The sequence below is a fragment of the Shewanella sp. SM87 genome (genome assembly GCF_025653705.1).
GTDB lineage: Bacteria > Pseudomonadota > Gammaproteobacteria > Enterobacterales > Shewanellaceae > Shewanella > Shewanella oncorhynchi.
This window is the reverse complement of the sequence record NZ_JAKKSC010000034.1, coordinates 1-15,381: the sequence shown is the minus strand read 5'-3', so window position 1 is coordinate 15,381 and position 15,381 is coordinate 1. Positions and strand designations below refer to the sequence as shown.

Here is a 15,381-nt window from a genome sequence, read left to right as displayed (position 1 = left end):
ATTTCTAAGTGATTCTGCTACACTTGTGGGGGAATGTTAAAATGGTATCAAGCCCCCTCATTTTTGGAGTCGCTCTCTGAGTTATGGATAAAGGTATTCTCTTTCCGTTAGTACAAAATGCGGCTTTATTGCTGGCGTTGGTATTTTTGTACGATGTGATCCCTAAAAAACACCAGCGGCAGTATTTTTTACTGTGGCGCATCATTATTGGGATGCTCATCGGTGGTATTGGTATCACTATTATGAGTACGCCTTGGGTATATTTGCCTGGCGTTTTCTTTGATACCCGTTCGGTTATTCTCTGTATTTCTGGTCTATTTTTCGGTGGTTTACCGACCTTAGTTGCTGTCGTGATGACGGCGCTGTATCGCATCAGTATCGGTGGCGCTGGTATATGGATTGGCGTCGGCGTGATAGTGTCATCCGGGTTAATCGGGGTGATCTGGCGTCAATATCGTAAGTCTCTGTTAGCCAATATTTCAGGTGGAGAAATTTTTCTCTTTGCCTATACAGTTCATATCGTGATGTTGTTGTGGTTCTTATTTTTACCCGATGGCATAGCAATGCCATTGCTCGCCAAAGTGACCCTCCCAGTATTGACCATTTTCCCGATAGCGACTTGGCTATTGAGCCGCTTGTTATCGCGACGTTTTGAATTAGAGCGTGATGAACAAATTCGTCTGCAGGATGATTTCCTTTTTCGGAGCCAATTCAACGCGGGCAATATTGGTATTGCAATAACGGGGATAGATCAAAAGTGGATAAAGGTGAATCCACGGTTATGTCAAATGCTCAAGTATTCAGAAGCTGAATTGCTACGGATGACGTGGGCACAAATTACTCATCCCGATGATTTAGAAGCGGATGCCCTGAAATTTGAGCTTATGCTGCGGGGGGATATCGATAATTACGAGATGGATAAACGTTTTATCGTTAAAGACGGTAGCGTGGTTTACACCCATATGACTGTCGCCTGTAAGCGTGGTGGTAATAATGCCGTGTTGCTTGTTATTGCTGGATATTTAGATATCACCTCACAGGCCATTGCTGACCAAGAGGTGCTCGCTAGCCGTGAACAACTCGAACTGGTGTTAAGCAGTAGCGATCTTGGGGTGTGGGATTGGGATATTCGTAATGATCGTATCGAACGTAACGCCCGCAGCGCCGATATTCTAGGCTGCGATGTTGATATGCTCAACGCTAATAGTCGCCAATGGATGGATGCGATAGTCGCCGAAGACAGGCCTAAAGTGCTGCATTCGATTGAGGCCCATATTCGTGGCGAAACGGCGCAACATAAGATGGAGTACCGCTTAAATACCGTAAACCGTAAGGTGCGGTGGATCCTTGATACGGGTAAAGTCGTGAGCAGAGATGCAAACAACAATGCTCTGCGTATGTGTGGAACCTATACCGATATTACCGACGCAAAACTTATCGAAGAATCCTTAAAGTTGTCGGCACTGGTTTACGATAACAGCTCTGAAGCCATGAGTGTCCTCGATGAAAAGGGCGTGATTATTACCGTCAATGCTGCCTTTAGTGTGATGACGGGTTATCGCGAATTTGAAGTGCGGGACCAACATATTCGGCTGCTTTATTGTGACCTCAATGGCCGCGATTTTTACACCAAAATGAATAATGATATTCGCGAGAAAGGCCAATGGCAGGGGGAAATGTGGCAGCGGCGTAAAAACGGCGAAGAATATGTCATCTGGTTAACCATCAATACCATTAATGACAAAGAAGGCCATCCCTATCGACGTGTTGCCCTGTTCTCAGACATTACCGATAAGAAGCAAAATGAACATCTGATTTGGAAACAGGCTAACTACGATACGCTGACGGGGTTGCCTAATCGGCGCATGTTGTTGGAGTATTTAAGCAGCGAAGTGAAAAATGCCGACCGCAATCGTAATCACTTTGCCTTATTGTTCTTAGACTTAGATTTCTTTAAAGAAGTGAATGACACCTTAGGCCATGCCATGGGCGATTTACTGTTGATAGAAACCGCGAGTCGATTGAAATCCTGTGTGCGTGATGCCGACGTCGTGGCGCGTCTTGGCGGCGATGAATTTACTGTGGTGTTAAGTTCGATGGAAGACCATAAGGGGATTGAGCGCGTCGCCGAGAATATTTTGCGACGAATTGCCGAACCCTATGTGTTAGGGGAAGAAACCGCTTATATCAGCGTCAGTATTGGGATTACTTTATATCCCGATGACTCTACCAGTATTGAAGGGCTTCTCAAGCATGCGGATCAGGCTATGTATGCGGCGAAAGATCAAGGGCGTAATCGCTTCAACTATTTCACCCCATCGATGCAGGAATACGCCAAATACCGCATGCGCTTGATTCAAGACTTACGTCAAGCGGTCGTGAATAAAGAATTTGAACTGCATTATCAGCCGATTGTTGCCTTAGCAACGGGTGAAGTGACTAAGGCTGAAGCCTTGATCCGCTGGCATCATGCGGAGCGTGGTGCTGTGTCGCCTGCTGAGTTTATTCCTGTGGCAGAAGACACCGGCTTGATTGTTGAAATCGGCAATTGGGTGTTCGAGCAAGCCGCTCGCCAGAGTGCGGCGTGGCGTCATGAATTAGGGGTTGAAATCCAAATCAGCGTCAATAAATCCCCAATCCAATTTCGTGATGAAGGCACGCTGCTCAATGATTGGTTGAAGTTATTGCAAGATCTTAATATTACAGGCGCGGGCGTGTGCGTTGAAATTACCGAAGGCTTGTTATTGGATGCCAGTATGGGTGTAACCGAAAAACTACTGGCCTACCGCGATGCGGGTGTGCAAGTGTCGCTGGACGATTTTGGTACTGGCTATTCGTCACTTGCCTATTTGAAAAAGTTTGACATTGATTATCTTAAAATTGATCAATCTTTTACCCGCCATATCGATACCGATTCAAACGATCAAATTCTCTGCGAGGCGATTATCGTGATGGCCCACAAGTTGGGAATGAAGGTGATTGCCGAAGGTGTCGAAACCGATGCGCAGCGGCTAGTCTTGTTGGCTGCAGGCTGTGACTACGGCCAAGGTTACTTGTTCTCAAGACCTGTGCCTGCGGGTGAATTTAGCCAAAAATACTTACAGGATCCGCTTTTAGTCTCCCATGTCTGAGGAGATATTAACTTAGTGGCGATAATTGCCTATAAAAACGCCGCGGATTTTGCTAGACTCCGCGGCCCCGCGTTGGGGCATTGAGTATCACCTCGCATCAAAGTTTTACTACTTAGCTAAAGAGTCCCTATGAAATTTGAAACACTCGGTTTATCTTCTCCTATTTTGAATGCGATAACTGAGTGTGGCTATCAGCAACTCACTCAAGTGCAAGAGAAAGTGATCCCGCTTGCCTTTGAAGGCAAAGACATTATGGCCTGCGCCCAAACGGGTACAGGTAAGACTGCTTCTTTTGCTCTGCCTGTACTTGAAAAGTTGGCGGCTGAGTCTTTAACAAGCGACAGCAATGATAAACCGATTTTACGCGCGTTGGTGATGACACCAACCCGTGAACTTGCGATTCAAGTCTGCGAAAATATCCAAAAATACAGCCAGTTCCTACCACTGAAAACCTTAGCTGTTTACGGTGGCGCCAACATGAATCCCCAGCGTAAAGGGGTAGAGCAGGGCGTTGATATTTTGGTGGCAACTCCTGGTCGTTTATTCGACATTATTGGCCAATTCCAGTTAGATTTGTCGAGCGTTACCACATTAGTGATCGACGAAGCCGACCGTATGCTAGACATGGGTTTTGTGCGCGACATTGAAAAAGTGAAACGCTTAATTGCGCCGCAGCATCAAACCATGTTGTTTTCAGCCACATATAGCGATGCTGTCAAACAACTCGCCGAGAAAATGCTGAATGAACCTCAGTGGGTGAATGTTGCTGACACGACTACCGCATCCACAGTTGTGCAGGAAGTCTATCGCGTTGATAAACGTCGTAAAGCCGAGCTGTTGTCAGAACTCGTTGGCCGCAACAATTGGCGCCAAGTGCTGGTGTTTGCCAGCACGAAAGAAAGCGCCGAGCATTTGTTACAAGAATTAAAGCTGGATGGCATAGCCGCAGGTGTATTCCACGGCGATAAAACACAAGGCGCCCGTAATCGGGTGTTGGAAGAGTTTAAAGCCGGTAAATTGCGGGTGCTGGTGGCGACCGATGTGGCCGCTCGTGGTTTAGACATTCATGCCTTGCCTATGGTGATCAACCTTGAATTACCTTTCCTCGCCGAAGACTATATCCATCGTATTGGTCGTACTGGCCGAGCAGGATTAACGGGTCGCGCGATTTCGTTTGTTTCACCTTCTGACGATGAAATGCTCGCTGAAATTGAAGCCTTGATTGAGCAGAAACTGCCCGTGTCGGTACAACCGGGTTATGAAGAAGGCACGCCTTTGCCTGCCCGTTACCGTGATGTGCCCGCGGCACCGATTAAGCCTATTGGAAAGTGGAGCCATAAGGCGCCGCAGGATCGTACTATTGGTCAGTCTCGTCAAGGGAAGTACGCGAAAGGTAAAGCGCTGGACAGCAAAGCAGGTGCAGAGAAATCCTCTAGCCGTGCTAAGCCAGCTTCTGGCTCAGGTAAGCCGTTTAATGCAACTAAACCTAAGTCGAATTTGGTGAGCAATAAGTCAGGTTTTGGCTCTCGCGCAAATAAGTCAAAATAGGCTAAGTCAAAATAAGCTAAGTCAAAATAAGCTAAGTCAAAATAAGCTAAGTCAAAATAAGCTAAGTCAAAATAAGCTAAGCCCAACAATCAAGGCAAATAAGTGCAAAGTGCTTATTAGTTTAGCCGTCTAACGGTTGCCTAGTTTGTTGATTTGACTGTTGATTAGACTGTTGAATAGTCAGTTGCATATTTTGCTACATAGTCTGTCGCGATTCTAAAAGCGCATCCTCACCGATGCGCTTTTTGTTGAGCTTCAAAGCCAATACTTCTACACTCGAGCGCTAAGCTTTCTATTCGAGCGAGTTTCCTTATGATTATCAAAGCGATTCCCACCAATATCATTACAGGTTTTTTAGGTGTAGGTAAAACCTCTCTGATTAAGCAATTGCTGGCGACTAAACCCGCGGATGAAATTTGGGCAGTGCTGGTCAATGAATTCGGTGAGGTCGGCATTGATGCGGGGTTACTTAATTCCTCCGATAACGGCATACAAATTCGTGAGGTTGCGGGTGGCTGTATGTGCTGCGCCGCGGGCGTACCGACACAAGTGGCCATCAATCAGTTGATTGCGAAAGCGAAACCTGACCGCTTATTGATTGAACCGACTGGGCTTGGGCATCCTAATGAAATCATTAAAGTACTGAGTGCGCCCCATTATCAGAATGTGATTTCACTGCGTAGCACCCTATGTTTGGTGGACGCGCGTAAGATCCACGATCCTCGCTATCGCGAACATGCAAATTTTATTCAACAGTTGCAAGTGGCCGATGTGATCATCGCAACTAAGTCTGACTTGTATGATGCTGAAAATACTAAGTTACTCTATGAATTGCAGACTTATTTAAGCCATATTGAACGTACTGATATTCCTGTAGTGAGCCACTCTAATCAACAGCCTTTACCTAGCGCTTTGCTGGACTATCTTAACCAACTAAGGCGCGTGTCACTCAATATAAATGGGCATGCTAGCGCTGGCCTAAAGCTGGGCAGCCTACCGACGACGGCCCCAAGCTTGTTTCGTGCTGGTGGTTCTCGCTTGAGTGAGTTGAGCCTCTTTGCCGAAGGTGCAATCGAAGCCGCACTTGATTTTGATGATCGCGGTATAGTGCGAAAGCAGAATCAAGGTGAAGGTTGTTTTAGCTGCGGCTGGGTGTTTGAACCGAGTCAAGAATTTGATTTTGATAAATTAATGGATTTTATTCAGCGGCAAGCTCAGTCATCCAACGTTGGGCAAGTGTTGCTTAGATTAAAGGCCGTGATGATCACTACTGATGGAATTGCGGGATTTAACTGGATTGACCATGAGTTTACTGTGGTTGAACTCGATGACACCTTAGATTCCAGACTAGAAATGATTACCATGGACGACGTCAATTGGAACGAGATTGAGCTGCAGTTGATTGCTTGTCTTAGCTAACAGAGTTCCCCATCACTCTTTATTACAGGTGTGAGCATAGGTAAGAGGGGTCAGATTTGGTGGGAATAGTAAGGCCGGCTCAGTAAGGCAAGGTCACGCGGTATTTTTGGCCGAGTGTCGTGAGTGTGCCATTTTGGATCATCTCCTCGAAGAAGCTGTCAAAACGAATTCTTAGCGGATCAAATTTAGCTTGTTTCGGAAAAGCCATAAAGCCGTCTCGCACATCGATTATCGGCATGATTGGCGTAATTGCTTTAGGGATTTTGATTTGGGCGAGCACTGCATTGGTATTGCGACTATTGGTGGCGAGTAAATCTAAATCACCCCGCGAAAGCCGTTCTATGCCACTTTTAATATCGACAAATTCATTGATATTTAATGATTTAGTTTGTTCAGTAAACCGTGTGCCATAACTCCAACCCTGCATTTTTCCAATCCGTTGCGTTTTAATACTGGCATAGTCGCCATTCCACACTATTTCATTGTCTGCCCGAGCATAAAACACCATATCATCGCGGTAAAATGCCTTCGCCGCAAAAACCAAGTTGGCATTACGTTCTGGGGTATCGTAGGGACCAATAAGAATATCCGCTTGGCCACGTTCAACCATAGAGATAGCGCGGCGCCATGGGGTAATTTGATAGTGAATGTTCACACTTTGCTGCTGGGCGAAGCGATTCAAAATATCGACACCTAAGCCGGTATATTCGCCATTGGCTTGTAGTTCAAAAATTTGACTGAAACTCGAACCCACTGCGAGCAGATCTTTGGCCTGTGCAGTCAAGCAAAGGCTGCTGAGCACCAAAAGGACGACTTGTGCAAAGCCTTTGCTGAGTATCATGGCATTCCTTGTGTGGTTTGAATGCGGAAGGTTAGAACACTGTCTCTCGTAAAAGCGGCGATATCGTTATGCAATTCACTAGGGTTAAGGTTAGCAAATTTTACTCAGATTTGATTGCACGTTAACATTTTAATGTTTTGAAATAAATGGAAGATTAATCGTAAGGGCATTAAGCCGTTGATCTTCAATCGATACATCATCCTATCCCTCAGCCTGCTTAGTTACGCCTAAAAGTTTCAATTTGTATCGTTTGTAAGTGAGAATGAGAAATGTATTTTAGTTATGCGTTTAAATCAGTTAAGGCCGAATAAAGGGGATTGCGGTATGCTCTGCCATTGATTGATTTATACGCCAATGCTGGGCGGTTTATTTGAGCGGGATGTTATGAAGCTGCAGGAAATAGATAAAACCTTGTATCGTAAAAATATGAATTTATTCATTGTGATTCTAGTTGTTAGCTTAGTCGTGTTATCGCTGATTTTTGGTACTGGACTCATTGCGCTGTTTGGGGCGACGCCTGTGCCAGGTGAGCCTACAGGTAATTTCCATTTGAATCTCTTAGGGGTGATTTTCAGTCTGGGTCTGTGTAGCGCAGTGATTTACAACTTGAAGGATAAATCCTTCTTCAGCGAAATTTATTATGTGTGGCAATTAAAGCAACTCCATAATCGTATCTATCGCAAGTTGATAAAGATTAAAGCCGCTGCGGCGCAAAATGATGTGAATGCTTTGATTATATTGCTGTTTTATTACACTAGTTTAAGGCAAGTGTATGAGCTCGATGACAATACGCTAACCTTGCCGGCGCTGACTCAAGATCTCAATCGTTTGAATGCACAAATCGAAAGCCTAGGCTTATTGCTGTCGCCCGAACAATTTACGCCTGAGTTGCTGACAAGATCTTTCTGATACTGATGAGGTAAGATGAGGATCGCTCCTCACCTTGCCATCATCTAGCCCTTATCTTGTCTTTGTCGTCCTTGCCCAGAATGAGGTCAGCGAGTTTCACTTAGGCGGCTTGCTGGGCTCTTTGTAGTGTGAGTAACCACTTACCATAGATGTAAATCCCTACCGCTGAGATAGTCCCTATGGCGGCGATGATGTACCACGCCATGCCAATGTTATGGCTGTGGTATAGCAGTTGGGTGAGATCGTGTGCGTTTTCACCTGTGTAACTCACCAAAGTGGTAAAGGCTTCACCTTGGGGAATGGCGCTGACCTCAGTGCTATTCATGCCGCGCTCTAGCAATAAATCCCGTGAAAACAATTCCTTTGATGCATAAATCTCGTAGAGTTTAGGGCCAAAGTAGCCTTCTAATCCCCAGCCGATCCCTTGGGGCAGCATCACAAATCCTAAGTACATGGCTTTTTTGCCTTCGGGAGCAATATTACCCATAAACTCGTTTTTCTTCGGGCTAATCATCATTTCGCCAATGGAGAACATGGCAATCGCGAATACGATAAACCATGCCGCATGGAAAGCACCGATAAACACAAAAGCTAAAATACTCAGCAAACAACCAATAAACATAGCGGTAGTAATACGGTATTTAGCCGTCAGCGCCGCAACGATAAAGCAGCAGGTCATGATCAGGCCCGCATTGAGGTTTAGCATGCCCTCGGGCATCACCTTAGTGCCTTCGTTATTGAGGCCAAGCCAAAATTGTAGAATGCCGTTACTGGTGCCTTCGCTGCCAAAGAGAGAGGTGACGATTACGCTGGTATCGACCCATTCGGAAATATGGATAGGCAGCACATCGAATAGGGCATTGAACAAGAACCAAAATCCTGAAAAAACGAGCATATAGTAGATCACAATCGGCTTTTTCAGCTCGCGCCAAGCATCACGCCACAGGGATTCTTGTTCGACTTCACCCGATTTTATTTGCTTATTGCGTTCCAGTCGCTCGGCTTTACCAGGCTCGGTATAGGTGAGTAAGAATAAGAAGTTGAGTGAGATAATTGCGGCGCAGGCGAAAAATACATTGTCCCAAGACAATTGGCGCATATGCACAGCAACCAAGGGCCCGAGGAAACCGCCAATGTTTACAACTTGGTAAAAAATGCCCCAAGCCATTGAAGTGTTGTTGCGATTAGTGGACAGCACTAAGGTGCCTTGAATGCCCGGTTTAAATATCCCTGTGCCTATGGCAAGGAGTAATGCACCGACAAGGAAGCCCCAAAAGCTGGGGAAGAATGCCATGACGAGATAGCCAAAGATTTTAATGATGGTGGAGCCGAAGATGGTTTCTTTGTAGCCCACTCGGTCAGACATGCCACCGGTGAACACGGGCACAAAGGTTTGCATGATCGCCCAGAGGGAAATAATAATGCCGTAGTCACTCAGGCTGATCCCAAGGCCGCCCGCAGACTCTGGCGCTTTAGCGTACAGCCCAGCACTGGCTTTAACACCGTAGTAGGCGATACGCTCGACTAACTCCATACCGCCAACTAACCAAAACACATAACCTAAGCTAGTAATGGAGGCCCACATGCCGAGCTGTTTGACTTCTCGCAGATCGTTGCCTGCATTTGGACTATTCTGACTCATGTCCTTCCCTTATTATTGTTATTGAATTTATTTCTGTTTAACCCATTAATTATCAAAAGCTTAAATTTATAAAGTTAATGATTTCATCTTGCTTAAATACGTTAATGGGCTTGCTTGAACGGATACTTTACCTAATTCGGCCTTAAACACCAAAAAAGTAGCAGAAAATGATGAATTAACCCACATCTGTTATTGAACTGTACTGAGTTTGTCATTTGGCTGAAATTGGACTGTTTCTGCTTAAGTCATTGTGATAATTAATCTTTATTGTTAATTATTCACAATGAACATGCTTTGAGTTCTCGCTATTTTTAGGTACAATCCATTGTCGCATTTTTGTTCACCCGATCATTTTTCTAGATAGATACGACTCTAGCCCCCCCTTTTTGTGAGAAACGCTAATGACAGCAACAACATCTAATCATGCTCCTGCGGATATGAGCTTGCTCGAGGAGCCGATTGCGAAGCTTTTTTGGCGCTATACCATACCCACCATAGCCTCTATGTTGGTGACGGGCGTATATGTGACAATTGATGGCATCTTTGTTGGCCACTATTTAGGTGAAACAGGGCTGGCGGGGATGATGCTAGCTTACCCTGTAGGTGCGATTTTATACGCTATTGGCGCCATGATAGGTATGGGTAGCGCGGCATTAGTGTCAATCAATCTTGGCCAAGGTAATGTAGTCAAGGCCCGTAAACTACTGGGTAATGCCTTTACGTTATGTTTATTAACGGGATGCTTTTTTGCCCTTGTTGGTGGGATATTCTCGCGAGATATTTTGGTTGCCCTTGGGGCGCAAGGGGAGATGCTCGAAAATGCTAACGAATACTTATTCTGGTATTTTGCACTGTGTCATTTCCCCATAATTTCAATGACCTTCACCACACTGCTGCGTAATGATGGCAGGCCATCCATGGTGACTTGGGTGCTGATTTTGGGTGGTGTATTAAACACTTTCTTAGACTGGCTGTTTATTGTGGTTTTCCCCTTTGGTTTAGCAGGTGCAGCGATTGCGACTATGTTGTCGCAGGCGATAACGGGGCTTTTGTGTTTACAGCATTTTTTCAGTCCGCGCACTCAGCTTAAAATCACTTTTGAGCAGATGAAGCTCAAGCTCGATAATTGCCTTAATATAGCCCGCGTTGGTTTCCCCAGCTTTTTGATGAATCTGTATTTGTCGATAGTGTTAACCCTGCATAATACGGCTTTTTTGTGGGTTGGCGGTCCATTACATGTGGCTGCCTATGGTGTGGTGAGTTACACAGAAGCGTTTTTCTATCTGATTTTTGAGGGCATTGCGCTTGGTACTCAACCTATTTATAGCTTCAACGCGGGAGCTGGGCGTTTTGACAGGGTTAAACAAGCGCGCAATATTGCCTTTGGTATGACGTTACTCACCGCAGCTTTAGGTTTAGCGCTGATTTATTCTCGCCCTGAATGGTTAGTGTATTTGTTTGCCGGTGATAATCCGAATTTAACACCAGTGGCGATTGAAGGTATGCGCTGGTATTTTTGGGGCTTGCCTATGGAAGGCTTAATCTTAGTCGGTGCGAGTTTCTTCCAAGCGATTAACTGTTCGAAACAAGCTTCTATGCTGACGGGCGCTAAGCTTATTCTTATCGCTGCGATCATCTACTGCTTTGCATGGGCGTTCGGCGTGATTGGTGTGTGGGTGTCGCTCGCGACCTGTAGCACTATCTTGACGATATGGATGTTTTACGCCATGAAGCGAGTCGAGGCACGTTTGCATTAATCCTTGCTTTGGGCTGTATTGGTTTCGCCTGATATATTGACAAGACAAGGGGCGAGGCAAGTAACCTGTAGCTGTGGCATAAGTGTTTAGTTTTACGTAAATTTTACAATTGGGGCGATTAATGGCCCCGATTGTAATTGCCCACATATCTTTCGTCGTTAAACATGACTTAGGGCTAGCGTGGGATGATGGCCTCTGGTACATTTCGCTGGTTTAATCTGCAATCAAAAATGACTTATCCAAGCGTGCTGTTGAGCCGAGGCTATAGCCCTCAATTAACAGACTGAGTTCGCTTAGGCTTTTGGGTCGATTGATTGTTGATATGACTGGGTATTGAGCCGAATGACTCGCTCGTTGATTTTAGTAATTTATGTTTTATGAGGCCCTTATGCGCACCACTGCAGTCATTTCTATGCTGTTGCTTGGCGTGTTAACGACAGTTAATGCCAGTGCCAAAGAGAATGAGTTAGTGTTTGCCAGCGACTTCGAAGGCAATCGTTTATCTCAACCTTGGTCGTGGATCATGGGTTGTCAATTTGAAGGCGCTGAACCTCACACAGGTGAAAGTGCGCTGCTTTGCGTCGAAGGCAATAGCAGTATCGTCAGTAAGTACCCTATTTCTGAAGCGGGTCTATTAGAGTTTTGGGTCAAAACCCAGAATACTCAAACCCAATATCGAATCAATGTATTGACCTCTCCGGTATTAAAGCTCGATGCCCAGTGGCAGCATGTTGCTTTAATCGATATCACCCCTGGGGCTAACGAATATTTAGCACACCGAGTGTCTATTGATGATCCGAGTCGCCAATATATCCGTCTTGATATTGAGGCCATTAATGGCCCTATCAGTTTGGACGATTTGAGCTTAGGTAAAATTCGCCTTGATATGGCCCTGCAAAAAAATGAGCAGAAAATTATCGGCGGGATTTTAGATAAGCTGAAAGCTGATAAGAATTACGAAGTGCAGTCTGAGTCATTTCGTACTTTAGGTAAAAATTATGCCGCCCAGCTCGAGAGCCAAAGACAATACCTCGAGTACTCGAATGCTATTTATTCAAGTATCACCTTTGTGTTGGCGACGTCTGAGCGCAATAAAATGTCTAACCCTATGGGATATAACACCTTTAGGTCGGTTTTAACTGACGCTAAACGTGTGGCATCGCCTCTCCAACAGGCGCGTTTAGGCTCTATGGTGAAACCCTTTGGTGACTTAGCTACTGCCACCTTAAACGTGGTTAGTGCCGGTGCGTATTCCGCCTTTGCCGAACCCTTTAAGTCATTCTTAGCTGCGACTTTTGATCGCTCTAATTATGACAACAGTGACTTAAGCCGTAGTGATAAAAAGTTTGCTGAAGAAAATGGCCTGAAAATTTATCAGCAGGCCGAACGGTTTATGTCTGAAATCGAAAAAGAACTGCAACAAGTCACTGCACTCGACAATGATTTAGTCAGTATGCAGAAGAACTTAGATAATTTCCGTAAGGATCTCGACAAGCATCTGCGCAGTTACTTACAGCATGCCAGTATTGCCCGTACACCTGAAAATTACAGCCGAGTGATGAGTAAAGACGAGCAGGCACGCGCGCTGGTGATTGCTGAGGCGAGTGCCAATATCAGTGCTAAAGCTGAGGCGCTATTGGCTTCGAACAGCAATGCAGAGTTAGTGCAGTACATGATTAAAACCACTGAGAAGATTGATGAATTTCAAGAGTTCAAGGAACGTTTTAATCAGATCACTTCGGCCATGCTGACCTTCTACGACAAATTTGAGCGCTCAATTGCCGCCGAGCAAAACCCCTTTACCGATCCTAGCGATCGCGCCGTGTGGGAGCAGCACGCCAAAAGCGCCCGTAATTACATTCGTCAGTCGAAAGAAGCATTCACCAAAGCGTTTATGTAAAGGATTGTTGTAAGTAAGTGGTAGTAACGGCCTAAAATTATGGCGATTTTTCTATTTTAGATTTGGAGTTATCAAGGATAAAACAGGTAGTCAGAATCATTTCTGTTAGTGGGCAAGGATGATGAGTAAACCCTATACAACAACTCGGTTTGACACAGATACCGCCACAATGGCGATATTTGATCCCGCGGCATTAACTCATCGCTGTGAAGATACGGCTGATTGGTGGTCTGTGCCGAGTGACGAAATTTTGGAAATCAATCAAGGTCATGTGCTATTCGTAGGACTTGGCGCCGATGGCTGTTATGAGGTTGAAATTTTCCGTAAGCTAGGTGAGGCTGGGCTCAATTCGAATTATCTCTCTGCAAACTTAACAGTATTGTCAGGGTGCCTGTATATTGGCGCCGCCGAGCAAGTTCCAGCAGGAGATCTTGGGCCTGAAACAACCTATGGCGGCGCTTTAATTTATGCTGTGCGAGGGAATATTGAGGTGAGAGTGTATCGGCTTACACCCCATAAACTGGTGGTTGAATATGAGTCAACCTCAGAAGATGTACTAAACGAGTTTACGTCTAGCCCATTACTTTAAGCGGCTTATTTATTTGCAGTCTATTTATCTACCCCAGTAAAAAGCCGCCCCTTTATTAAATAAGAAGCATCACTGAGGGCTCGATTAAAATATCCTTATTTTAGAAGGTCACAGTTGCAACAATGCCAATCTTAACTCCCCATTGCACTGTTCGTTTAGCTAAAAGCGATTCCAACAAGTGAGCTAAACAGAATGATAAAGCTAAAACGATATCAAGTGATTACCCATCAAACTTTATAAAAAACCGCTACCGCAAAAAAGCAAATTCCTATAGCATCATTCATACCCATTTACACGGATGTGGCAGCGGCCAAGTCCAACACGCGATTTATGCCCTGCAAACAGCGCAGCGCATAAATACTAAGACGTTAGTTGTATTTGGAAAATCACATTATTCTGAATTTCTATTACTGGGAAAGTTATGAGCATTGAATTATTGGAAGCAATCGAAGAATGGAAGTTGGAAGCTAAGCTGGAAGATAGTGAGAGATATTTTTACCACACTAGAGTGGTTTCTCGCATATTAAAGGGGCAAAAACTATACATTGTAGGCAGAAAAGGAACAGGGAAAACAGCAATAAGCGAGCATTTAGTTACCCTTTCAGAACCTAATTTTCTATCAGTAAAGTTAACTTTTAAAAACTTCCCGTTTAACAAATTGTATGAGCTTCAGGATACAGGTTTCACCAAGCCAAACCAATACATCACACTGTGGAAATATGTGATTTATTCAACTGTGTGTAAGCTCATGGCGAACAATCAGTCCATTGACTTAGAAACACGCCAAAAACTTCAGAAAATATTTAACGATGATATTGAGCATGCATTACCTAGTGCAATAGAAAGGTGGACAGGCGTTAAATTTGATATAAAAATTCTTGGTAGTGGCATAGGTTACGGAAATAACAAAGAAACTATTGAATATGTTAATCCTGACTGGACACAACGTGTAGATATTTTAGAAAAATTTCTTTCACAGCAAATTGGGGCTGATAAATATCTGGTCATGTTTGATGAGTTAGATGAGGATTACAAGGATATAATGTCGCTAGAGAAGCACAAGCAATATACAGAGTTATTAACTAGCTTGTTTAAAGCTGCTCAAGATGTTAGAGCGAAATTTCCAAAACATAAGTTCTATCCAGTTGTTTTTATTCGTGACGATATATATGACGTAATGCAAGATCCGGATAAAACAAAGTGGCTCGACTATAAAATTGACTTGGAGTGGGACGAAGCATCAATAAAGAATATGTTAGCATTTAGATTGTCAAGAGCTGACAACAAACATGGTCAAGTGAAAGAGTTTAACCAGATTTGGTCGGAGCTTTTTGAGCTTGGCGGAGTAAAATATGGCGATCGGCAGCGAAAAAGTATGAGCCCATTTGATTATATTACTAGGGTCTGTTGATCTTTCGAGAGTAATTTTTAGACAGCATGGCAAGACGTTATAATTTGCTTCGCCAAAAGTAACCATAACCTCAAGCCATGCCAAGACTTATGCTAACCGATGCACGCTGGGAAAAGCTATTTCATTTAATGAAAAGCACAGGCCGTGTTTATGACAAACCTGAACATAGACAAACATTCGAAGGTATTCTTTACCGCCTTAGAACAGGTATCCCTTGGCGAGATTTACCTCTAA

At 44.5% G+C, this 15,381-nt stretch carries 11 protein-coding genes; 9 read left to right on the top strand and 2 right to left on the bottom strand.

The features are described from left to right. Positions 1-83: 83 nt before the first annotated feature. The 3 genes from L5M11_RS20185 (at position 84) to L5M11_RS20175 (ending at position 6,098) form a co-directional block, all read left to right on the top strand. A complete protein-coding gene (locus tag L5M11_RS20185; RefSeq protein ID WP_263145090.1) occupies positions 84-3,131 on the top strand; it encodes an EAL domain-containing protein in 3,048 nt (1,015 codons plus the stop codon). Between the two features lie 129 nt (positions 3,132-3,260). Further along, positions 3,261-4,679, top strand: a complete 1,419-nt coding sequence (locus L5M11_RS20180) for a DEAD/DEAH box helicase (RefSeq protein WP_263193070.1) — start codon at positions 3,261-3,263, stop codon at positions 4,677-4,679. Positions 4,680-4,991: 312 nt separating this feature from the next. Then, entirely contained in the window at positions 4,992-6,098 is a 1,107-nt protein-coding gene (locus L5M11_RS20175; RefSeq protein WP_263140381.1) for a CobW family GTP-binding protein, read from the top strand. A 79-nt stretch (positions 6,099-6,177) separates the two neighbouring features. Here L5M11_RS20175 and L5M11_RS20170 read toward each other — a convergent pair whose 3' ends face one another. Next, the gene (locus L5M11_RS20170; protein WP_263140379.1) at positions 6,178-6,939 is read right to left on the bottom strand and encodes a substrate-binding periplasmic protein; all 762 of its coding nucleotides are present in this window, start codon (positions 6,937-6,939) and stop codon (positions 6,178-6,180) included. 384 nt (positions 6,940-7,323) lie between these two features. Here L5M11_RS20170 and L5M11_RS20165 point away from each other — a divergent pair, with 384 nt between their 5' ends. After that, a complete protein-coding gene (locus L5M11_RS20165) occupies positions 7,324-7,848 on the top strand; it encodes a DUF3087 domain-containing protein (RefSeq protein ID WP_219250127.1) in 525 nt (174 codons plus the stop codon). 100 nt (positions 7,849-7,948) lie between these two features. On the opposite strand, the gene L5M11_RS20160 is transcribed toward L5M11_RS20165, so the two are convergent. Next, entirely contained in the window at positions 7,949-9,490 is a 1,542-nt protein-coding gene (locus L5M11_RS20160) for an MFS transporter (RefSeq protein WP_028760700.1), read from the bottom strand. Between the two features lie 401 nt (positions 9,491-9,891). Between L5M11_RS20160 and L5M11_RS20155 the strand changes: the two genes are divergently transcribed. From L5M11_RS20155 to L5M11_RS20135, 5 genes are all read left to right on the top strand, one after another. After that, the gene (locus L5M11_RS20155) at positions 9,892-11,247 is read left to right on the top strand and encodes an MATE family efflux transporter (RefSeq protein WP_263193069.1); all 1,356 of its coding nucleotides are present in this window, start codon (positions 9,892-9,894) and stop codon (positions 11,245-11,247) included. Positions 11,248-11,635: 388 nt separating this feature from the next. After that, positions 11,636-13,147 (top strand): hypothetical protein, encoded by a 1,512-nt coding sequence (locus L5M11_RS20150; RefSeq protein ID WP_113941018.1) that lies wholly within the window; start codon positions 11,636-11,638, stop codon positions 13,145-13,147. A gap of 121 nt (positions 13,148-13,268) precedes the next feature. Further along, on the top strand, positions 13,269-13,736 hold the full coding sequence (locus L5M11_RS20145; protein WP_251071031.1) for a DUF6386 family protein: 468 nt from the start codon (positions 13,269-13,271) through the stop codon (positions 13,734-13,736). Positions 13,737-14,157: 421 nt separating this feature from the next. Next, positions 14,158-15,147 (top strand): P-loop ATPase, Sll1717 family, encoded by a 990-nt coding sequence (locus tag L5M11_RS20140; RefSeq protein ID WP_263193068.1) that lies wholly within the window; start codon positions 14,158-14,160, stop codon positions 15,145-15,147. 77 nt (positions 15,148-15,224) lie between these two features. Further along, a partial coding sequence (locus L5M11_RS20135; protein WP_263193085.1) for a transposase occupies positions 15,225-15,381 on the top strand: 157 nt, incomplete at its 3' end.